We start from the raw sequence: 22,393 nt of genomic DNA, 5'->3' as shown, positions 1-22,393 counted from the left end.
CCACTGTCAGGGTTGTTCAGCAGCAGTTTTGGCGATCTCATCCACCGCTTCTCTGACAGAAAAGGACAATCTGTCCTTTGGTGAAAACTGGACCCAGTAGCACAGATACGAGCCATAGTTCTGGTCGGTATGACGGGGGTCATAGTCCACGCTGAAGGCGTAAATTTCCCGGTTACCTAGCTCCCATTTTGTAAGTTCACAATAGCGGGTATAGAGCTCCCTGAGATCCTCAAATAAATGCCCTTCACGGATCGGGCCTGATCCCTTCACGGCCTCACGCTGATCCATGAAATAGTCCACAGCGGCTTTTTTGGAAGGGAACTCCCTTCCACTAATTTCAACCTTAACGGAACGTCCCATCCTGAACTCCTTTTGTTAACAGTAAAATTGTCACACCCCGCAACCACCTCATTATTCACGCAGGTGACGAAGTTCGCCCTTTCTGTTTCCTGCTGGTTACTCAACGTCATGTTCTGCACTGCCGCCGAACGGCGTACCCGCGATATCGTTCAAATCTGATGACCACCCTTCAAACCAGTCACCCGGATCGTCACCGTTAAACACTTGCTGCAACCAGCGGGCCGTTGAACGGAGATCCGCATCCTGGAACCACACCGGATGGTGATGGCCAATCACGGACCAAAAATCAAAATCCGGCTCAGGCGGCGTAAAGTCGAAGGTATTCATCGGTAGATGGGCGCATTTCGTTTTCAGGAAGAGGAGAAACGCTTTCAGATGGGCATGGCCGCCACCGCCCATGCCAGACCTGAGATAGAAAGCTTCGGTCACAATGCCAAACGCTGTTTGGCCGGTATCCGTACGGGTTCGCAGGATAATGAGGGTACCTTCATGACGGCCCTGTTTGATACGGAGCAGCTCAAAGGTATATTCCCCCTTATCCGCTGGCAGAAAAAACTCGCTGTACCCACTGCTGCCCATACGGGTGACGCTGAACGGTGAGGCTTCTCCGGTCAGTAGCCAGTCACTGTTTGCACTGAACTGCTTGGCCAGTTCATCGGCCATCCCATGCGTCATTTCACGGCGACCTTCAATCAGATCCATCAATTGCCCTGGACTGGCGTGCAACTGTCGGCTTACCCGGACAAAATCCGCGATCCCGGCAGGGCGCTCCCTTTTCCATTTATCCAGGTAGCCATCGGCAATAAGCCGATCAAAAAGCCACTGCAGACGGTGACCGGTCTGCTGCTGCCACTGTTCACGAAGCGAGCACGGCGGAGCATCATCAGCTTCTTTCGGCGCATAATACTCACGCAGGGCAATACGGATCTCGCCCTCTAACGAACGCTCATGCCGCATCGCTGAGGCTTCGATGCGCTGGTATAACGCGTCATCGACATTTCGCGCCTGGATCTTAGCCATATCTTCTCTCCAACTCTCAATGCCTACATTGTATGCAAAATAGCGCAATAAATACTCACACCACTATTAATAGTCAAAAGCCACACAAAGTATACAAAAAGATTCAAAATGAATACATAAGGCAATTTTCATAACTACATAGGTAGGGAGTAATCACTCAAGTAAATTACCGGATACCCGTCCCGGTATGATCCGATTCTTCTTCTATTTCAAACTTTCCGGAAGTGTACCACGGTGCCGAAAGCCGCAACGCGCCCTTTTTCGCCCCTGCGCGGCGGGTCACGAAAGAAGAGGGAAACACAACATCTAGAAGAAAACTCCGCTGAAGGGGTGGCACATGTTGTGTTTCCGCGCCGCTGCGCGACGGTGCAGTTCTGAAAGATCCGGGACCACCAGAAATCGGATCTGAATGAAAGAATCAGAGAAAAGGTAATAAATATCTTGCATTGGTAATACATTTTGATAAAAGTAATACCAACCAAGAAATGGCGTTAAAAATCCATTCTATGGGAAAATTAACTTTTTAGCTTCAAACGTCAAAGAGGTGCTCATCTTGAACATTCATACGTCATCTGAACAAAACGAGTCCCAGGGGACGGTGTCGGTCTCGCTCAAGGGTATCCCGACCGATCAGGGCCAGGCGCTGAAGGAGGTGGCCAAAGCACGGGACATTAACCAGTCCGCGCTGCTGCGTGAGATGGTCAATGCCAGCATGGGCAGCATTATCCACGTATTCTGTCTCAAGAGCCCGCTGGTCGCTTCCCTGGATCAGGACATCGCCCAGTATAACGGCAGTCTTGTCCTGCCGGCTTGGAACGCTGCTCCGCCGGCCCCCCAGTTCGAGGCCGCCTACCGCGATCTGCTGGGGATCCGTACGGAAGACGACCTGACCCGTATTCTGCTCCGCAATGCACAGTATCTACGCATGCGAACCAGCCAGGTGATGCCGCGGGGGCAGCAGTTCTACGGCGGCACTGCGCTGTATTTTGCGCTGTTCTGTGATGTCGCCCGTCGTGATGACCAGACGATTGAAGCATTCTGGGCCAGCATTGCCCGCTTCTGGGGGCAATGGTATCGCCGGCAGGATTATTACCAACAGATCAACCAGCTGCGCAGTGTTTTAGATCTTGATCCTGCAGAGCGTCTTTATCAGGCCCGGGCGAAAGGTGTTTACAGCCAGGCAGAGATTTTCGAGGGCGAAGATGGTGAAAAAGGGCTGAGACAGGTCCTGCTGACGCTGCGCACTGAGAACACCCGGGCTCTGCCGGCTGACGCAATCCAGCTGTTCACCTTGCCTATCTGTAATGGCCACATTCTGACGCCTGACCCGGGCTATGGTGCCCCGTTAATTTTTCCCAACAATGTACTCGGTATGGGGTTCCGTTTCCGGGAAGAGTCCTGTTCACTGCACTGTTACAGCGTTGAAGCCCCCCAGATAGGAGACACCCAGACGTTAACGGAAGTCGCGGTAGAGCTCGTCCGTTACGTTGACGAACCCCTCAAGGCCTATGCGTCAACCATTCCTGTCAACATGTTGTAAACCCCAGGCCGCTGTGGCGGCCTTTACTACAGTGTTGACGAACTGACTGAAAAGGATCAAACAAATGCAATCCATTGACCTCAAAGCCTCCCTGCCACCGGGAGTAAAAGAGAAACTCGCGGATGGTTCATTGCGGGTTATCGGTGCCGTTGTCCAGGACACGGCAAAAGGAAGAATAGTGGCGAATCTGAAGACCGTCGTGAAAGAGGAGAATAACGATTACACCCCGGCGTTATTCGTGACCATACATAATGAAATTTTCGTATCACAGCAACTGATTTCGTCACAGATTAGAGAAGGCTTTCGGCGCTTCGAGGACTCTGTATCACAGGCTTTCAGGCAACTTGAGGGAAAAATTGATTTCCAGACAGACACCGCAATGGGGCAACTGAGCGGGGAAATTAGCCACTTTTTCCTCCGTTACGAAACGTTGAAATCCGGGGATGTGGACAGAGCTGAGAGGATAATGGAGACGGGGGGACTGTTAGCGGCCAGGCTTGCCGGAATGATCGATGTGTTGATTAACGATTATTTTGACAGCGCAGAGATCACTTTTGACTGGGGCCGGGACACGTTGACAAAAAGTTATAAGGACTACCAGGCAGGCAGTCGTTCCCATCAGTACTGGTATGTGAAGAAGATTACCTACCCCGATTTGCGGCAGTCACGGGTACAGCAGTTTATTCCTGCACTGATTGAGATGATGAATCGACTGAACATTATTTCCGTCTGCTTCTGTCAGGAATTGTACATGGGTTATGAGGAAACCCTGAAGACCCTGCGTTCCAAGTTAATGGTCGTCCTGAAAAAACTGGTCTTCGGGTTTGATGTTCAAAATCCGGAATACGACGACTATGCCCAGCGGGTTTTTGGTAAGGATGAGAATAGACAATGGATGCAGGATAATGATGCCGACAGACTGGCGCTGCATTTTGATGAATACTCGAGGAACAACCTGTGTTCCCGCAACTTTCATCAGGTAAGGCGAACTCAGGCTGACAGGGACCTGGTCAGTAGCGTCAGGTCAGTGCTCAACATGATTGCCAATGTGGATAACCTCCTAATGCGGGGAGAGGATCTTGAACGTGGAGCCATAAGTGACTCTGAATCAATAGCGCTGCTACGTGAACAAACATTTTCCCTCCGCCAGAATACGCCTTCACTACCGGATAAAACATAACCTCCGCTGGCTGAATAACATATACAGGAAAGAACCTTCCGTGAGTTATATGGAAGGTTCCGGACAATGTGGTCAACACCAGAATGCAGCCCTTGTGTTGTGCCGTGTGGCCAGGCAACAACGCAATTGCACAACATTACCTCATGGGGTCAGCGACGGCCCCGTTTCAGTTCACGTACACAGGGATCATACTCATCTGCATACCCCAGGGAAAAGCGAGAGGACAATAATGGCGGAATAGCAGAGACACTGATAACGTTGATAAGGCATAATACACAACAAACATCCCTGGCCGTAAGGAATCCTGTATGTCGTATGTCAGTATCAATGATTTCAAATTGCTGAATATTAAATGTCAGAAATATTTCGATCCATTCAGTAAAACAAACAACTTCGCACAACCTGTGATTGAAACAAAACTACAGCAGAGATTTGGATTTTATTTATTTATTTATGTTAGAGTCCCTCTGCAACGAAAAAGATATTGACATCATCAGCGAATATATTACTGATACCGAATACAACTCCTATATATCAGGACAACGATATGATGACCATGGGATTGACGCCTTTTACATTGATGAAGAAAGCAAAGAAATAAGATTATTTAATTTTAAGTTCCGAGAAAATCATAAGCCAGAGCAAAAGCAAAGCTTCAATGATGCATTTGTGTCAACAAAATTAGTTAACTGCATCATGAACGACAGCACGAACGGTCTGGAAGGAAAAATCCGGGCCTGTGTTAATTCCGCTAACCAAAAACTTAACGGTAATGATGTCTGGAAGCTATCCCTCTATATGATCAGCAATGAGGCGGTGCCGATAGAGCACGACGAAAGTGCCATACAACAGCTGAAAGCTTTTTATGACATGGAGGTGATTTCTGTCTGTCTTCCTCAAATAGCGAGTATGATGTCCATACGCCCCGCGCCCATAAATGCCGAACTGATAATAGATAATGATGCTTTAATGTCTTACTCGGAAAGTTCCATTTCAACATCAAAGTCATATGTTGTCAGGTTGAATGCAGCTGATGTGATCAGAATGACATGCAGAAACACCGATCTGAGACTTGATCATAACTGTGAAAACATAGACCAGCTTGCTTTTGAAAAAATCGACTTTGGTGTACTGTTTGATAATGTCCGTGGACTGGTTCAACGTTCACGCTACAATGCCGCAATTGCCAGAACCCTGCGCGAAGAGCCTGGTAAATTTTTCATGTATAACAATGGATTAACTATAGTTGCTGAAGATATCAAAGCGCACCCAGTTAACGGAAACCGTAAGGTTCGTATAAGCCTGACTGGTGTGCAGGTGCTGAACGGGGGGCAAACACTCAGGACACTTCATGATTTTAATGCGGCGGACAAATCCCATATTACTGAGTACCTTTCCGAGAGTGAAATACTTGTTCGTATATTTAATGCATCCAGCAGCGAAACAGCCAATAAAATAGCAGAGTACACTAACAGCCAGAACTCCATATCTAATATTGATCTGAAATCACTGAGTACACTGCAAATTCAGCTTGAACAGTTGCTTGATGAACATGGGATTATCTACTCCAGAAAAAATGGCGATACTGGCATTGATGATAAAAAGGACTATCGCTATAAGATCAGCATGGAACAATTCGGACAGATATTATTTGCTTTGCAGGGAAGTCCAGAAAAATCATCTAACCAGAAGCAGCACATTTTTGGAAAATATTACGACGAAATATTTAATGAGAAAATATTTAACATCTCCCAGGCTCCTGAAATAATTGAACGTTACTTTGATATCAAAAAAGCATATGCATCCTCTACAGACAGCATTCAAAAAATAGAGCAAAAGATCTTTTACATAATATATATGAGCAATATGCGAAGAGACATGAGTTACGAGCAATGTATAGATACTCTTGAGCGGGTGCTGGAATCATTTGATACTGGAGGAGTTAATCTTACTGATGCCCGCAAAATGATTCAGGTACGTTTCAGGGATTATTTAAATAGTATCCTTGATTCAGAGTACCAGCCTTAATATCTTTCCAACTCGATGTAAAAAGGCCGCTTATGCGGCTTTCAGGGAGAGGACAAACCTTTCCCACATGGAGTCCAGGCGGCCGGTATTCACCTTTCTCCGTTCCGCATAACAGGGTTGTGACGCGAACTCGGACACCATACGGCGTTATGCAGTTCCCGCTTACCACCTTTACGACGCCCTTCTACAACCTCCAGCGTGAAGAATAGGGGGGTGATGAATTCGCAGGTGATTTCGTTTCATCCAGGGCACCCTCTCGCAAAAGATTACGATTATGGGGTCTGTATTGGCTGGCGCTATGACAGCTGGGAACAGTTCTTCTACCAGGTTGCCCATGAGGCGGTCCATCTCCTCAATCCAAAAATTGCGCTCCTCGGCACGATCAGAACCTGTGCACTGGATAGGGGGTGGCCGTCCGCTACGCAGAGGAAATATCTGCCCTATGTGAGCCGTACTTTTATGAACAGCCCTGTCGGTACGAATAATCCCTATCATGTCACCTAGTTGGCAGCCAGCAAACTGCCGGATACGGTATTGCGTCAAATAATCGAGTCAGGATTCCTCTTTGTTGACGGCCACTGCGAGCTTGATGTGTACAGCTACGGGATCAACGAGGTAATCGATCTGAGGCCCCTCCGGTGGCCTTTTTCTTATGTAAGATTCTAAACCAGAGTGACTCAGCTCAGTCCGTATCATCAGCGTTGGCGAAAACATCTACGTACTGTGCATTATCCAGATCGAGGTACATCTCCTCGATCGCAGCCAAGGATATCACCGCCAGGTGAGAATGAACGAGTGCCATCCGTCCCATTAAACCTAGGGCCTGTCCGATATCGTTCGTCATCAGCTAGCATCAACTGGGCCAGAGAAAAATCGTTTTTCCCGCAGAACACATACTGTTCTGCAAACTCTACCTGCAGCGCGTTATACCGTGTGACATTCTCCGGGCGCAACGGCATGAGAAGGTAGTCCATGAAACCCCGGACGTGCTCAAGTATTTCAAACGGGCGCATGTGAGACGGGATTCGTTGCGGCGCGTGCGCAAGGAGAAATTCAATCTGCTGCTTCTGGCGGATCTTTTGTTCCCGGAGGGAGGGGCAGTTCATGGCCAGCATCAGCGAGGACGATAGCGGCAGATATATTTCTATGCCGCGTACGGCCAGTCCGAGATTACCGTACGGCCCAAAGTCATTGCTGTTCTGTAGTACCACAGGATTGTCAGACACATAGAACGGATGATCGGGCGGGCTCTCATAGAGATACCAGTCCTTGGCCAGCAGGTGATCTATGTGAGACGTTTGCTGCACGAGCTGATGCAGAAAAATATTCCTGATATCGTGCTCGGGCGAGAAGCCCAGCGCTTCAGCAACCTGGTCCTGTGTTGCGCCGATAGCAGCGATCTTGTCAGTGAGCACTGAGATCATACCTGAGATGCGTTGCTGCTCACCAAAAGTGCGTGCGCGCTGCACGGCCACAAACACGGCCAGCTTATACCGCTCGTCATCAGTCAGCCGACGGATATCTCTGTGCGCCAGCAGCGCCGCAATCACCGGCGCGGCGTCATGCTCGTAGATCCCCAGTAGCGGCTCAAGGCTCAGCCGCTCGGGGTGATCGTCGAGGTTGTAGAACGTGTTCCGTACGGTGGCGTCGTCGGGTGTGGTGGCATAGGCGCGCCCGGTTGCCTTGTCAAAGGCGTGCAGCCGCCGGCGCTTTCCCTTTCCCGGCGCACTGAAGTGCCTCAGCAAAAAACGGGGGACCGTATGCTGCCTGACGACGTCGGTCTGCAGATTTAATGGTTCGGCCATGAAAATATCTCCTTGATGGGCAGCGCAGGGTCGCCTGTACGTTCGCCGTGGCTGCGCGTATCTATTACGTGGTGAACAGAACCTTACCACATCACTGTAACCCCTTGTTCTCTTAGTCTTTGCCGGAGACGCTTGACATACCCTTCATCAATCATCTGATCAGGCAGCCGATCGCAGATAACATTACAAAGAGTCGCTGCCGAACTGTTTGATAACCTGAACCCGCCCGGAAGCCCGTAGAGAGAGTCGTCTGAAATATCATGCAATCGCCTGAAAAATTCCTTAAAAAAATCAGTCAACGATGCACGTCGCGCTTCCACGATCGCCTCAGTTGCGCCATCCAGGCAATACACCTCTGCACTTTGCCCCCCCAACACCTGCAGCAAATCGGCAATATCCGGCCAGTATTTCAGGTCAAAGTCATTAAGATCATGCAGCCGCGGCTGAATATAGTTGCGATATAATCCATTTTCCTGGCCAGCCTCATCAATGTAATCTGTCAGACGAACTAGCCTGTCGATACTGAAACTACCGCTCCTGTTAAGAATGTCACTTCTGCGACGGAGCATCATTTCCAGCCGTATAGCCGCACAAGATATTTCCTCACTAAGCAGCTGCAGCTCTCTGTAATCAGCGCGCAGAACCGCATGATTACTTTCTGTAGCGAACGTACCGGCAAAAATGCACTGTTCCAGCAGTACCCAGAGTCGCTGACCGCCCACATTCTTTTCCTGCAGTTCAACGTACACAGTTTTCATTTCGTCGTGGCGGGTAATCATTCGCTCAAAAACCGACCACGTGGAGTTCCAGACTGGTTCAGGTCCATCCCGCCAGTCACTGAGTTTTTCCTTCAGAATCTGAAGTGCCTGAGCAGCAACATCTTTAGTGTTATCAATCATGGTTCACCTCACGTCATATACGGGGTTTGACGCTCAGTAGAACGAAAACTCACGCTAAGAGATTTTGGTACTGCGATTATAAAAAGGATCCTGTGAGGATAATGCTGGTCACTAATAAGGTGACCAGCAGCTTTTTTATCCGCATATTTTCTGCTTTTTACCCTTAGTTCTCGTGTGTAGTTTCTCTCTCGTCTGCTGGGTAAGATCACTTCACCTTTACATGCCTCAACACATAGGCCGAGTAATTTTTCAATTTAGCTTCCCAATTTTCACATCAATTTATGTGTTGTGTTATGTCAGTTGATGTAGTTCTATGATCTCTCGCCTTTTACGGTGCACACTCTTTGTGCAGTCTGGTTTATTCGTTTCGCCTATGTCACTGCCGTGCTAGCTGTGGGCCAGCGATTAGTCGGGCGTGACTAGCGCTATGACTTAATAGGATAACCTGCCGACCAGCCACCACGGGCAGCCACTGACCAAGCAGATTAAACGTGCCTTTGAACAAGGTAGCTTCACCACAATCATCGGGGCTAAGGGCCGTGAAGAATCGATGTTGCTACAAACTATCGCCGGATTGTTCCCGCTTTTCTCACGAACTTATTGGCTATGTGTTGACCTCTCGTAGAAGCTAAAGAGGTTAATGTGAACCGTTTGGATCGCTGCTTTTATTGTCATGGAATACTTGAGCACAATGCTAATGAAATTCATTTCTCGCCGCATGCTGCTTATCGTTGCAGCCTTACTCATTATCATCATCACCACAGTGGCCATTTATCTGCAGAGTCCACAGTTGTCGAACTACGTTACCGCTCCGGCACGCCTAGGCGACATCGAAAATGCCGTTCTGGCCACCGGGCGAATAGACGCGATTGAACGCGTCAATGTCGGTGCTCAGGTTTCCGGTCAGGTGAAGTCGCTGAAAGTGAAACTTGGCGACCACGTAACCAAAGGGCAGTTGATAGCTGACATTGATGATGTGCCGCAACGTAATGATTTGCGTAACGCCGAGGCGGCGCTGAACGTTGTAAAAGCCGACTTGCAGGCTAAACAGGCGCTGCTGAAGCAGGCTGAGCTGCGCTTCAAGCGTCAGCGAAGCATGCTGAGCGAAGATGCCAGCTCACGTGAAGATTTTGAATCTGCCGAGGCTACCCTGGCGACTACCCGCGCAGAGTTGTTGTCCCTTAACGCTCGTCTGGTGCAGGCGCAGATTGAAGTCGACAAGAAAAAGGTCGATCTGGGCTATACCCGAGTACTAGCGCCGATGGACGGCATCGTGATTGCGGTGGTGACTCAGCAGGGACAGACGGTGAACTCAAGCCAGAGTGCGCCAACCATCATCAAGCTGGCCCGGCTGGATATAATGACCATCAAGGCCCAAATTTCTGAAGCCGACATTACCCGTATTGTCGCAGGGCAAAAGGCGTACTTCACCATTTTCTCCGACCCTGACCGCCGCTATGACACCACGCTGCGCAGCGTGGAGCTAGCACCTGAGTCGGTGATGAAAGATGATCCCCTTGCCAGCAGTAGCTCCGCCTCCGGTTCCGGAACATCGAATGCATCCGTGTACTACAACGCGCTGTTAAACGTGCCAAACCTTGAAAACAGACTACGCATCGCCATGACGGCGCAGGTAACGTTAGTGGTAGGTGAAGCCAAAAATACACTGCTGGTGCCGATTCAGGCCGTGCATAAAGTTGAAGGGAATAAACAGCAGGTACAGGTGTTGACCGGTGATAACAAGCTGGAAACCCGTGAGGTGAAAACTGGGATTACCAATAGTGTCGACATTCAGATCCTTAAAGGCTTAAAGGCCGGGGAAATAGTGGTGCTGTCGCAGCCGGGTGAGAAACCGGCCGGGGAAGGGTTCATCCTGTGAGCAATATTATCGAGCTAAAGGGTATCAGTCGCACCTATACCAACGGCGGAGAGACGTTGACGGTGCTGAAGGATATCACCCTGAGCATCGCCGCCTGTGAACTGGTCGCGATCATCGGCGCCTCCGGCTCTGGCAAGTCCACACTAATGAATATTATGGGCTGCCTCGATGTGCCGGATTGTGGTGACTATTTCATCAACGGCAAGAATGCGGCTCATCTCTCCCCGGATGAGCTGGCAAGAGTGCGCCGCGAACATATTGGATTTATCTTCCAGCGCTACCACCTGATGCCAGATCTGAGTGCGCTCGGCAACGTCGAGATCCCCGCTATTTACGCAAACAGCCAGCGTGACCTTCGCCGACAGCGAGCCGCTGCGCTGCTTGCCAGACTGGGGCTGGAAGGCCGTGAACACCATAAGCCAGGCGAACTCTCCGGTGGGCAGCAGCAACGTGTCAGTATTGCGCGATCGTTAATCAACGGGGGCGAGATTATTCTCGCAGATGAACCGACCGGCGCGCTGGATTCACAATCCGGGCAGGAAGTGCTTTCCATTCTCAGTGAGCTCAACCAGCGCGGACACACGGTGGTGATAGTCACCCACGATATGAAAGTAGCGCAGCACGCACAGCGCATTATTGAGCTGCGGGACGGCGAGATCATCTCTGATAGCGGCAGCCGCGTGACCACCTCGGGATCGTTACCGTCGCCAAACCGCACCCCACAAAGTCGCTGGCAAAGCCTGCTTGATCGCACAGGCGAATCGCTGCACATGGCGCTGAAAGCGATGAACGCACATCGCCTGCGCACGGCGTTAACCATGGCCGGCATTATCTTCGGCATCGCCGCAGTAGTGGCGGTGGTGGCCCTGGGCGAGGGTGCCAAGCAGCAAACGCTGGAGGAGATCAAGGATCTTGGTACTAACGTAGTCAAGATCTATCCCGGCCGGGATCTCTTCGACGACAGCATCGACAGTGACAGTATCCGTACTCTGGTTCCGGCGGATACGGATGCATTGGCGAAGCAGCGCTTTGTCGACAGCGTGAGTCCTGAGGTTAGCGCTTCAGATAAAATCCGCTTTCGCGGCAAATCTGCCACCGCCTCAATCAATGGAGTTGGGCGCAATTACTTTCGCGTCAACGGCATTGAACTTTTGCAGGGGGCAACCTTCCGGGATGACCGCAATGCGTTGCAGGAAGTGATTATCGACGAAAACGCGCGTAAGGCGTTATTCGATGACGCGGGGCTGGAAGCACTGGGGCAAACTGTCTTTCTTGGCTCCGTTCCGGCGCGGGTAGTCGGCATCGCCAAAAGCAATAGCTCGAGATATGAGGCAAACCGCATCAACGTCTGGATGCCCTACAGCACGGTAATGTACCGCATCGTGGGCAAGCCAGTGCTGAATGGCATCAGCATCCGGCTGAAGGACGATGTCGCTAACGAGGCTGCGGTCAGTGCGATTACTCAACTGCTCACCCAGCGCCACGGTGTTAAGGACTTCCAAGTCTACAACTTCGAGCAGATTCGAAAATCTATCGAGCGTACCTCGATGACCTTCAGCATTCTGATCCTGATGGTAGCGTCTATCTCCCTGATGATCGGCAGTATTGGCGTGATGAACATTATGCTGGTTTCTGTCACCGAACGTACCCATGAAATCGGCGTGCGCATGGCCGTTGGCGCGCGGCGCAGTGACATTATGCAGCAATTTATGATTGAGGCTGTACTGGTATGCCTGATCGGTGGCGCTTTAGGTATCGCACTGTCGTATGCCGCCGGGCCGTTGCTTACCGCACTGGCGGGAGGGAAGCTAACGGTTATCTACTCCTGGCAGGCCGCTGCTGCCGCGTTTTTCTGCTCAACGTTAATCGGCATGATCTTCGGTTATCTCCCCGCCCGCAAGGCGGCAAGGATGGATCCGGTTGTTTCACTGGCCAGCGAGTAACCCATGAAAATTTTATCACCTTTAGCCGTCTGCCTCGCCGCAGCACTCAGCGCTGGCTGCGGAAACAGCCTGAAAAGCGATTACCGGACGCCTCATGTTAATTACCCGGCCAGTTGGCACAAAGATGACAATATCAGCACGACGGTGCCGTTTGACTGGAAGGCGTTTAACGACCCTCAACTTGATAACTGGATCCGGCAGGTTATGGCAAGCAACAACGACGTTGCCGGCGCCGCGCTGCGTGTCTACCGTGCCAGGCTTAATGCGGAGCGAGTTGGCATCGTTAACGATCCCGGTTTGCGCGCTGCGCTGAACACTGGTGGTACGAATGAGCTTAACCATTCATCAGCATGGACGAAAAGCAGTTCTGCCAGCTTTAGCACCAGCTATGAGGTCGACCTGTGGGGCAAAATCGCGCGCCAGCAGGACGCTGCGGAATGGGAAAGCCAGGCGACGGAAGAGGATTTAAGAGCCGCGCGCCTGACGCTGCTCTCCGACGCCAGCAAAAACTATTGGCGGATCGGCTTTATCAACCAGCAAGTGAATGTGCTTCAACAGAGTATCGACCATGCCAAAGAGACCTTGCGGCTGGCTAACGCTCGCTACCGCGCAGGCAGTGTTTCGTCACTGGATGTGGCCGACGCCGAACAGAGCCTGTTGATCCAAGAAAATCGCCTTATAGCGCTCAAGCACGAGCGCCTTCAGGCACTTAATGAGCAGGCGCTACTGCTGGGTGCTCCGCCAGGTAGCCCGGTCGTTGAACCTGCACGACTGCCAGCGGGACCCATGCCGCAGATAAGTGCGGGTATCCCGGCAAGCGTGCTGAGCCACCGACCAGATATTAGTGCCAAAGAGTGGCGGGTGCGCGAGGCGCTTGCGAACGTCGATATAAAACGAACAGAGTATTACCCGGCGTTTAGTCTGACCAGTTCTCTGGGAACCTCCAGCTCCTCGTTGCTGACATTCCTACATAATCCTGTCAGCTCTGTAGGGACAAGTCTGACACTGCCGTTCTTGGAATGGCGGCAAAGAGAGGTAGATATCAAGATCGTTCGCAACGAATACGAGCAGCGTGTACTGGAGTTTAAGCAGGCACTTTACAAAGCCATGATCGGTATCGACGATGCGCTTTCTTACCGCACCCAACTGCTGGCACAGGAGACACATCTGCGTAATGCGCTTGAACTTGCGAGAAAGTCAGAACGGCTAAATGAAGTCCGCTACCAACAGGGTGCCGTGCCCATTACCTTCTGGCTGGATGCGCAGGAGAAACGCCGTCAGGCCGAGCTTTCACTTGATGAAAACCACTTTAATCAGTACCAGAATTTGGCAAAAATCTATCTGGAGTTTGGCGGTTCACAGCAATAGTTGGGTTTCCAAGCGCATTTCGCTGGAGATTACATCTGATGGATTAAAACTATTTATTATCATGCGATTAATCTGTCAGTTCAGGCTGATTGCATCATTTTATTGCCTTCCAGAATTTTATAAACAGTGGAGCGGGCAATACTGAGCTGGCGGGCAATTTCCGTTGCGCCAGTGCCTTTTCGGTGAAGCATCAGCACTGTGTCCCTATCCACGGTACGTCTGCGGCCAAATATAATGCCTTTCAGCTTGGCCTCCTGCCGGCCCTCATTCGTGCGCTCTAAGATCCTCCTGCGTTCGGCCTGTGCCACGGCCGACAGGATGGTGACCACCATTTTTCCCATTTCACCGTCAGTGCTGATTCCGTCGTCAATAAACCGTACAGCGACCCCCTGAGTATCAAATGCTTTTATGAGTTGGATCATATCGGCTGTGTCGCGGCCAAGTCGGTCGAGTTTTTTGACCAGGATGACGTCACCTTCCTCCACCTTCATACGCAGCAGGTCTAGTCCTTCTCTGTCAGTATGGCTACCGGATGCTTTGTCGGTAAAGATGCGGTTGGCTTTCACCCCTGCATCTTTGAGTGCCTTAATCTGGATATCGAGGGATTGCTGACTGGTTGAGACCCGTGCATAACCAAAAGTTCGCATAAAAATGTACCTTAAATCGAATATCAGACATCTTGTGTCTATTATGGCAAAAATACGATTTAATAGACAGTCTGTGCCTGCCGTTTTATGCTGTCTGATAATTTATAATATTTCGGACGGTTGCGGAATTGTTAACAGATGCCCGTCAGGCAGGGAGCCCGATATGCCCGTTGATTTTCTGACCACTGAGCAGACTGAAGGCTATGGCCGGTTCACCGGTGAACCGGATGAGCTTCAGCTGGCACGCTATTTTCATCTTGATGAAGCAGACAAGGAATTTATCGGAAAAAGCAGAGGCGATCACAACCGTCTGGGAATTGCCCTGCAAATAGGGAGCGTGCGTTTTCTGGGCACCTTTCTTACCGATATGAATCATATTCCTTCCGGCGTCCGGCATTTTATCGCCAGACAGCTCGCGATCCATGATATCACCGTGCTGGCAGAATACGGCCAGAGAGAAAATACCCGCCGTGAGCATGCCGCGCTGATACGTCAGTATTATGATTATCGTGAATTTGCCTGGCCCTGGACTTTTCGTCTTACCCGTCTTTTATATACCCGGAGCTGGATAAGCAACGAACGTCCCGGCCTGCTTTTCGACCTGGCGACAGGGTGGCTAATGCAGCACAGAATTATTCTCCCCGGCACCACCACGCTGACCCGACTGATTTCAGAGGTAAGGGAAAAGGCAACGCTGCGCCTGTGGAACAGGCTGGCAATGATACCGTCTGCCGTGCAGCGTTCACAGCTGGAGACGCTGCTGGACCCCGCTGATTCCGGCCGCCTGTCTTTACTGGAATCACTGAAGAAAGGCCCGGTCACCATCAGCGGCCCGGCGTTTAATGAGGCAATTTATCGCTGGAAAACGCTGAGCGATTTTGGCCTTCATAATGAAAGCCTGAATGCGATCCCGACAGTACGTCTGAAGAATCTCGCTCGTTATGCTGGGATGACTTCGGTGTTCAATATTGCGAGGATGGCACCGCAGAAAAGAACTGCGATACTGGTTGCCTTTGTCCTTTCATGGGAGACGCTGGCGCTGGATGATGCACTGGACGTTCTGGACGCCATGCTGGCTGTCATCATCCGTGACGCCAGAAAGATTGGGCAGAAAAAACGGCTCCGATCGCTGAAAGATCTCGATAAATCAGCACTGGCGCTCGCCAGCGCGTGTTCGTACCTGCTGAAAGAAGAAACGCCGGACGAATCAATCCGGGCTGAGGTGTTCAGCCACATCCCCAGGCAAAAACTGGCCGACATCATCGCGCTTGTCCGTGAAATTGCCCGCCCCTCAGACGATAACTTTCATGATGAAATGGTGGAGCAGTACGGGCGCGTTCGTCGTTTCCTGCCCCATCTGCTGAATACCGTTAAATTTTCATCCGCACCTGCCGGGGTTACCACTCTGAATGCCTGTGACTACCTCAGCCGGGAGTTCAGCTCACGGCGGCAGTTTTTTGACGACGCACCAACGGAAATCATCAGTCGGTCATGGAAACGGCTGGTGATTAACAAGGAAAAACATATCACCCGCAGGGGATACACGATCTGCTTTCTCAGTAAACTGCAGGATAGTCTGAGACGGAGGGATGTCTACGTTACCGGCAGTAACCGGTGGGGAGATCCCCGTGCAAGATTACTACAGGGTGCTGACTGGCAGGCAAACCGGATTAAGGTTTATCGTTCTTTGGGGCACCCAACAGACCCGCAGGAAGCAATAAAATCTCTGGGTCATCAGCTTGATAGTCGTTACAGACAGGTTGCTGCACGTCTTGGCGAAAATGAGGCTGTCGAACTCGATGTTTCTGGCCCGAAGCCCCGGTTGACAATTTCTCCCCTCGCCAGTCTTGATGAGCCGGACAGTCTGAAACGACTGAGCAAAATGGTCAGTGATCTGCTCCCTCCGGTAGATTTAACGGAGTTGCTGCTCGAAATTAACGCCCATACCGGATTTGCTGATGAGTTTTTCCACGCCAGTGAAGCCAGTGCCAGAGTTGATGATCTGCCCGTCAGCATCAGCGCCGTGCTGATGGCTGAAGCCTGCAATATCGGTCTGGAACCACTGATCAGATCAAATGTTCCTGCACTGACCCGACACCGGCTGAACTGGACAAAAGCGAACTATCTTCGGGCTGAAACTATCACCAGCGCTAATGCCAGACTGGTTGATTTTCAAGCAACGCTGCCACTGGCACAGATATGGGGTGGAGGAGAAGTGGCATCTGCAGATGGAATGCGCTTTGTTACGCCAGTCAGAACAATCAATGCCGGACCGAACCGCAAATACTTTGGTAATAACAGAGGGATCACCTGGTACAACTTTGTGTCCGATCAGTATTCCGGCTTTCATGGCATCGTTATACCGGGGACGCTGAGGGACTCTATCTTTGTGCTGGAAGGACTTCTGGAACAGGAGACCGGGTTGAATCCAAACGAAATTATGACCGATACCGCCGGGGCCAGCGATCTTGTCTTTGGCCTTTTCTGGCTGCTGGGATACCAGTTTTCTCCGCGCCTGGCTGATGCCGGTGCTTCGGTTTTCTGGCGAATGGACCATGATGCCGACTATGGCGTGCTGAATGATATTGCCAGAGGGCAATCAGTTCCCCGAAAAATAGTCCTTCAGTGGGACGAAATGATCCGGACTGCAGGTTCCCTGCAGCTGGGCAAAGTACAGGCTTCAGTGCTAGTCCGTTCATTGCTGAAAAGTGAACGTCCCTCCGGACTGACGCAGGCAATCATTGAAGTGGGGCGCATCAACAAAACGCTATATCTGCTTAATTATATTGATGATGAAGATTACCGCCGGCGCATTCTGACCCAGCTTAATCGGGGAGAAAGCCGCCATGCAGTTGCCAGAGCCATCTGTCACGGTCAAAAAGGTGAGATAAGAAAACGATATACCGACGGTCAGGAAGATCAGTTGGGAGCACTGGGGCTGGTCACTAACGCCGTCGTGTTATGGAACACTATTTATATGCAGGCAGCACTGGATCATCTCCGGGCGCAGGGTGAAACACTGAATGATGAAGATATCGCACGCCTCTCCCCGCTTTGCCACGGACATATCAATATGCTCGGCCATTACTCCTTCACGCTGGCAGAACTGGTGACCAAAGGACATCTGAGACCATTAAAAGAGGCGTCAGAGGCAGAAAACGTTGCTTAACGTGAGTTTTCGTTCCACTGAGCGTCAGACCCCTATACCGATTTGGCTCCATTATTAACAGTCGCGCCTACGATGTCGGTACCCGAAAAAATTTTATTCGGAGTCTTCGGGGTACCTCTTGCTTCCAGTTTCACCGATTTTCGGTTTTGACGTGAAAAAAGAGAAAATAACATATGCCGAGGATAGGCTAAGACATATGCATAGCGTCTGTATAGGAAAGGGATATGCATATACTAAGGAATTAGCCTATACTTAGCATATGCATAGGGCCATGAGGCCATAGTTCCAGGAGGACAACATGCGAACCGTATCTATATTTAAGAATGGCAATAACCGTGCTATCCGTCTGCCCCGCGATCTGGATTTTGAGGGGGTGAGCGAGTTGGAGATCGTCCGGGAAGGGGACCGTATCATTCTGCGTCCCATCCGGCCGACCTGGGGATCGTTCACACAACTCGAAAAAGCCGACACGGACTTTATGGCGGAGCGTGAGGACGTTGTCAGCGACGAAGGACGATTTGACCTGTGAACAAGACCTATATGCTGGACACCAACATTTGCTCGTTCATCATGCGCGAGCAGCCGGAAGCCGTAATTAAGCGGCTTGAGCAGGCCGTATTGCGCAATCACCGCATCGTGGTCTCGGCCATCACCTACGCAGAGATGCGCTTCGGCGCTATCGGAAAAAAGGCCTCCCCGCGCCACGCGCAACTGGTTGACGCATTCTGCGCCCGCCTGGATGCCGTCCTAGCCTGGGACCGGGCGGCGGTGGACGCCACCACTGAAGTTAAGGCGGCGCTGTCTGCAGCCGGGACCCCCATCGGTCCCAACGACACGGCTATTGCCGGGCATGCCATTGCGACAGACGCCATACTGGTGACGAATAATACGCGGGAATTTGCGCGGGTACCGGACCTGAAGTTGGAGGACTGGGTGAAGTAAGCAGATGGTTGCATAACGCCCGGTAGGTTATTTCAGCGTGCTGGGTATTTTGTTTTTAAGGGTGTAAAGCCTGTCAAATTCCGCATAAGGCTCCCCCGTTTCGGCTGCATGCCGAAGTTTTGCCTCAAGAAGTTCGGGCAGTGCGATCCCGTGACTGAGTGAATGATAAAGATCGTAACCGCTGATACAAATAACCCGTTTCCCTTTACCAAAGGCTGTCAGGCCTTCAGTAGTAAACCCCATCCAACTGATGAACACGCCTCGTGTCCAGGTTGCCTTAGTACTGAGTTTTCCTTCAAAGATGTGAAGATCTGCAGCCGGCGTCCTGTTCTGATGCCACTTTGCCTCCATCAGGTAAAATTCATCATTCAGCCGAAAACTGCCGTCAATCTGTTCGCCTGTGTTTCGAAAAGATGAACGGGGAGCAAGCTTAAAGGTACTGAACAGTTCAGCGAGCCAGGTTTCAAACCGGAAACCCCGTGGATGCGGTGCCAGTGTTTTCATCTCGTTCATTTCGGCGATAAGTGAAGGCCAGTCAATCCCGAGCCATGCCTGGACAGGCTTGACGCCCTTCGCTGTATCAGCGTCGGTATTTTCCAGACGGGAAATTAATGCAAGATAGTCATTACGGCTTTGTTCATCCTGCTCAGGCATGGATTCAGTTTTATATTGCCAGAGGGCGCTGAGAACCCGCAGGGCGGTCTCACGATCCACCTGTTTTAGTAAGCTTCTGACTCGTTTGGCTTTCGATGTTCCCTCCTCCTGATAGCGCTCATCATCAATATCAATGTTCAGTTCTTCATCAAAAAAAGCTGACAACGTGCGGTTAGAGAAATCCAGTATCCAGCCTGGATCACTTTCAAATACGAGATTGAACAGTCTCAGATCCTGCATTTTCAATTTCACGCCAGCCTCCTGTTTTTTCTCAGTATAACGGGATGAAAGTGTAGGTGGTACTAAGTAAGAGTCTTTGCGCCGGCTTATGCGTGTTCCGACTTTACCAGAAAACGGATCTGACGGAGAAAAGGCGTACCGTAGGTATGTAATACTCATAATGTATGTATCAACTGTATTGTATGTACTAAATGTATTATCTGTACTGTATGTACGATTTGTATTTTATGTATTGTGTCTATTCTACCCAACGATTACACTGTCGCCATTACCCCTCATCCAAGAGAGACACTGTGAGCAGCCTTCCCCCCGACACCGTACGCCGCATTGAAGACGCCGCCGCCGCCCTCATCGCCGCCGGCACCCCGAACCCGACCAACGAGCAGGTACGCCAGCACCTCGGTGGCGGCTCTCTGTCCCACATATCCCCTGTGATGCGCGCGTTCCGCGCCCGGCAGCGCGAGCGGGCCAGCGAACAGGCCCCGGCGCTGCCGCCGGAGCTGCTTCAGTTGCTCACTGGCCAGTTGGGGCTGCTGTGGCAAGCGGCCTGCAAACAGGCGGATGCGGACACCCTGGCGGCGCGTGAGCAGGCCGACGCGGATATCGCCCAGGCTGACCAGGAGCGCGACACCGCCTTGGCGCAGGTGGCAACACTTGAGAGCGAACTGGCCGTGCTGCGTGAGGTGGTCACCGAGCGGGACCGTCTGCTGGCAGAGGTCCGTGAGCTGCGGGCCGAAGCGCTGCCGCTACGCGAGCAGGTGGCCCGCCTGACTGCCACCGGCGAACACCAGGCGGCGCAGCTGCAGGAAACGAAAGCTGAGCTGAAGGCCGCCCGGGAGGAAAACCGTACCTTGCAGGGCGAACTGCTGGCCCTGGCGCGTCAAGAGTTGACTGGCGGGAATGCATGACCCCGCAATTGCGTAAAGGGGTTTGAAGGCCAACCATGCGAAAAACTACGTTAGTGAATTAACAGTATGAAATATAGAAACTTACTAAACTGCATGTTTTGGGAAAAAAAGCGGTTCTAAATATTGTTTGTTGGTCATTTTGAGGCTGGAACTTATCAAAATCGATTTCTGAGGCTGCTTAGCGTTGTTTTTTACATTGCGGGACGTCAAACCCCTATAACTGGTTGCGCAGCACAGCGGATGATCTTCTGGCAAAGGATCCGGAATGGCAGAACTGGCAACGCAAGACGTCGGAATGCAGTGAAGGCCTCCGTGGAGTAATTTCACTTAACTGCCCGCCAGCTGTAAGCGGGAACGGCGAACCATAAACCGCCGTCTCTGGTGTACCACTATGCTGATGCCACCAACTTGCAGCCATCAGGGCAACCACAGGTAACTTTGTGTCCTTCAAGGGCAATCTCAACACCGGCAATATTGGCCAGTGTGCTGCCTTCACTGATCATGCCGGTGGCTTTGCAGGCCGGGCAAAAAACCGGATCGCCCTTGCGGGCGAGCGCCTGAGTTTGATTGGCCAAGGGCGAGCCACTGAGCACTTTACCCCCGGTCGTGGTGGTGTCCCCCACCAGGATCACTTTTTTCCCCTGGATAATCGTTCTCATGACTGTGGAGCCTGAGTAGTACCGTCATCTTCCACTTCACTGGCCAGATCCCACCAAATGACTTCCCCCTCTTTTCCTGCCGGGGCCATTTCGCCTTGCTTAATAATGCGCATGGTGTGAGGGAATGAGGGAGTCGTCCAGTTACCGCTCACCAACGCCGGGGTACCCGACTCTAATGGCGACAGGGATAGTGGCCCCTGGTCATAGCGGGCATACCAGGCCTGGGTCGATAACTCATCGAAATGATTAACACCGTAGAAGTGCAGAGAGTGGCCTTCTTGGTGCTTGACACGTATCGGGCGGATCAACTGATTGACGGCCAGATACTGCGGTGATAATCCTGCCGTCAACGGGGTCAAGTCCGGGTATTGTCCGGCGCGGATTAACAGCCCGCCGGGATAATGTTCAATGCTGATCGCCGGGTCGCGGGAAAGCACTTGGCGTACCCAGTCCTCGCCGCCTAACCGCTTGATATAGCGCTTATCTAAAACGGTGATCCAGTTAACGCCACGAATACTGTTTGTATACTGTCTTGATGCCGTATGTACGGCTGAATTTACCTGCATTGGGGGATAGCGTTTGGCCAATTCATACTCAATAGAGAAATAGTCGTGATAATCTCGCGGTAATATCAGGCAATATCCACAGTCCCCGCTGTCGGGTTCCAATTGTTGGCACAGGTAAGTCAGCCAGTCATTAAAACGCGCCATACCCTGTGTTTCTTTAAGGTAAAACCAGGGCAAGACTAAACTCAGATAAGAGTTTTCGTTATCATCATCATCACCCGAATCGAGATAACGCATCAAGCAGTTGGGGGCTTCAGACATATTTTTCGCATCACTGATCGTCCAACCACCGTAGTCATAAATGCCTTTATTCCGGATGCTGTCTTCCACCTTGGCGATATTTTCCGGACTGTATTTTTTCATTCCTTTAAAGGAATGTGCATGAAAACGTAAATGTGTACCGAATTCTGCACGGAAGCGACTAAAACAGGCCAGTATCTTCTCCCGTTTCTCCAGGGTGTAGCCACGTTTAAAAAACAGGGTGATCGACAGGCCCAACCGGCTAATAACAACATCGTTATTGTCGGTAAAGGTAAACTCAGGCACGCGCTGTTCCAGTAATGCCGTGTATTCAGTGTGTTGCATA

At 51.2% G+C, this 22,393-nt stretch carries 18 protein-coding genes; 10 read left to right on the top strand and 8 right to left on the bottom strand.

Going from position 1 to position 22,393, the window contains the following annotated elements; translation table 11 throughout:
• Positions 1 to 6: 6 nt before the first annotated feature.
• Together A6U95_RS14800 and A6U95_RS14795 are read right to left on the bottom strand one after the other, a co-directional pair.
• On the bottom strand, positions 7 to 360 hold the full coding sequence (locus A6U95_RS14800; RefSeq protein ID WP_065684995.1) for a hypothetical protein: 354 nt from the start codon (positions 358 to 360) through the stop codon (positions 7 to 9).
• Positions 361 to 456: 96 nt separating this feature from the next.
• Positions 457 to 1,380 (bottom strand): hypothetical protein, encoded by a 924-nt coding sequence (locus A6U95_RS14795; protein WP_065684994.1) that lies wholly within the window; start codon positions 1,378 to 1,380, stop codon positions 457 to 459.
• Positions 1,381 to 1,933: 553 nt separating this feature from the next.
• On the opposite strand from A6U95_RS14795, the gene A6U95_RS31490 reads away from it, so the two are divergent.
• The 3 genes from A6U95_RS31490 to A6U95_RS14780 all read left to right on the top strand — a co-directional run bounded on the left by A6U95_RS31490 (position 1,934) and on the right by A6U95_RS14780 (position 6,128).
• Complete coding sequence (locus tag A6U95_RS31490) at positions 1,934 to 2,920, top strand: hypothetical protein (protein ID WP_241810663.1); 987 nt, start codon at positions 1,934 to 1,936, stop codon at positions 2,918 to 2,920.
• Positions 2,921 to 2,984: 64 nt separating this feature from the next.
• Positions 2,985 to 4,100, top strand: a complete 1,116-nt coding sequence (locus tag A6U95_RS14785; protein ID WP_065684993.1) for a hypothetical protein — start codon at positions 2,985 to 2,987, stop codon at positions 4,098 to 4,100.
• A 408-nt stretch (positions 4,101 to 4,508) separates the two neighbouring features.
• Positions 4,509 to 6,128, top strand: a complete 1,620-nt coding sequence (locus A6U95_RS14780) for an AIPR family protein (protein WP_198927299.1) — start codon at positions 4,509 to 4,511, stop codon at positions 6,126 to 6,128.
• A 728-nt stretch (positions 6,129 to 6,856) separates the two neighbouring features.
• Here the strand turns inward: A6U95_RS14780 and A6U95_RS14770 are convergent.
• Together A6U95_RS14770 and A6U95_RS14765 are read right to left on the bottom strand one after the other, a co-directional pair.
• Positions 6,857 to 7,933 carry a DUF4238 domain-containing protein gene (locus A6U95_RS14770; RefSeq protein ID WP_083196376.1) on the bottom strand — a complete coding sequence of 359 codons (1,077 nt, stop codon included), beginning with the start codon at positions 7,931 to 7,933 and terminating at the stop codon, positions 6,857 to 6,859.
• Positions 7,934 to 8,016: 83 nt separating this feature from the next.
• Complete coding sequence (locus A6U95_RS14765; protein WP_065684991.1) at positions 8,017 to 8,832, bottom strand: hypothetical protein; 816 nt, start codon at positions 8,830 to 8,832, stop codon at positions 8,017 to 8,019.
• Positions 8,833 to 9,529: 697 nt separating this feature from the next.
• On the opposite strand from A6U95_RS14765, the gene A6U95_RS14760 reads away from it, so the two are divergent.
• Genes A6U95_RS14760 through A6U95_RS14750 form a run of 3 tightly spaced genes read left to right on the top strand, consistent with a single transcriptional unit; the run spans position 9,530 to position 14,022 of the window.
• Positions 9,530 to 10,711 carry an efflux RND transporter periplasmic adaptor subunit gene (locus A6U95_RS14760; protein ID WP_065684990.1) on the top strand — a complete coding sequence of 394 codons (1,182 nt, stop codon included), beginning with the start codon at positions 9,530 to 9,532 and terminating at the stop codon, positions 10,709 to 10,711.
• Positions 10,708 to 12,654, top strand: coding sequence for a MacB family efflux pump subunit (locus tag A6U95_RS14755; protein ID WP_065684989.1), 1,947 nt, complete (start codon positions 10,708 to 10,710; stop codon positions 12,652 to 12,654). The genes A6U95_RS14760 and A6U95_RS14755 overlap by 4 nt, the downstream gene beginning before the upstream one ends.
• Before the next feature lie 3 nt (positions 12,655 to 12,657).
• The gene (locus A6U95_RS14750) at positions 12,658 to 14,022 is read left to right on the top strand and encodes a TolC family protein (protein WP_065684988.1); all 1,365 of its coding nucleotides are present in this window, start codon (positions 12,658 to 12,660) and stop codon (positions 14,020 to 14,022) included.
• Positions 14,023 to 14,102: 80 nt separating this feature from the next.
• Here A6U95_RS14750 and A6U95_RS14745 read toward each other — a convergent pair whose 3' ends face one another.
• The gene (locus tag A6U95_RS14745; protein ID WP_065684987.1) at positions 14,103 to 14,669 is read right to left on the bottom strand and encodes a recombinase family protein; all 567 of its coding nucleotides are present in this window, start codon (positions 14,667 to 14,669) and stop codon (positions 14,103 to 14,105) included.
• 163 nt (positions 14,670 to 14,832) lie between these two features.
• Here A6U95_RS14745 and A6U95_RS14740 point away from each other — a divergent pair, with 163 nt between their 5' ends.
• The 3 genes from A6U95_RS14740 to A6U95_RS14730 all read left to right on the top strand — a co-directional run bounded on the left by A6U95_RS14740 (position 14,833) and on the right by A6U95_RS14730 (position 18,780).
• A complete protein-coding gene (locus A6U95_RS14740; protein WP_065684986.1) occupies positions 14,833 to 17,838 on the top strand; it encodes a Tn3 family transposase in 3,006 nt (1,001 codons plus the stop codon).
• 298 nt (positions 17,839 to 18,136) lie between these two features.
• Entirely contained in the window at positions 18,137 to 18,367 is a 231-nt protein-coding gene (vapB, locus tag A6U95_RS14735; protein WP_065684985.1) for a type II toxin-antitoxin system VapB family antitoxin, read from the top strand.
• A complete protein-coding gene (locus tag A6U95_RS14730) occupies positions 18,364 to 18,780 on the top strand; it encodes a type II toxin-antitoxin system VapC family toxin (protein WP_065684984.1) in 417 nt (138 codons plus the stop codon). Before vapB ends, A6U95_RS14730 begins: the two co-directional genes overlap by 4 nt.
• A gap of 27 nt (positions 18,781 to 18,807) precedes the next feature.
• Here A6U95_RS14730 and A6U95_RS14725 read toward each other — a convergent pair whose 3' ends face one another.
• Positions 18,808 to 19,686 (bottom strand): restriction endonuclease, encoded by an 879-nt coding sequence (locus tag A6U95_RS14725; protein ID WP_065684983.1) that lies wholly within the window; start codon positions 19,684 to 19,686, stop codon positions 18,808 to 18,810.
• Positions 19,687 to 19,967: 281 nt separating this feature from the next.
• Between A6U95_RS14725 and A6U95_RS14720 the strand changes: the two genes are divergently transcribed.
• The gene (locus A6U95_RS14720) at positions 19,968 to 20,582 is read left to right on the top strand and encodes a DNA-binding protein (protein ID WP_065684982.1); all 615 of its coding nucleotides are present in this window, start codon (positions 19,968 to 19,970) and stop codon (positions 20,580 to 20,582) included.
• 389 nt (positions 20,583 to 20,971) lie between these two features.
• Here the strand turns inward: A6U95_RS14720 and A6U95_RS14715 are convergent, their stop codons facing one another.
• Together A6U95_RS14715 and A6U95_RS14710 are read right to left on the bottom strand one after the other, a co-directional pair.
• Entirely contained in the window at positions 20,972 to 21,241 is a 270-nt protein-coding gene (locus A6U95_RS14715) for a PAAR domain-containing protein (RefSeq protein ID WP_065684981.1), read from the bottom strand.
• A complete protein-coding gene (locus A6U95_RS14710) occupies positions 21,238 to 22,392 on the bottom strand; it encodes a type VI immunity family protein (RefSeq protein ID WP_083196375.1) in 1,155 nt (384 codons plus the stop codon). Before A6U95_RS14710 ends, A6U95_RS14715 begins: the two co-directional genes overlap by 4 nt.
• Between the last annotated feature and the right edge of the window lies 1 nt (position 22,393).

Source organism: Serratia sp. 14-2641, assembly GCF_001692375.1.
GTDB classification, from domain to species: domain Bacteria; phylum Pseudomonadota; class Gammaproteobacteria; order Enterobacterales; family Enterobacteriaceae; genus Chania; species Chania fonticola_C.
Note: the sequence above shows the minus strand (reverse complement) of the source record. Positions and strands in the feature narration are given on the sequence as shown.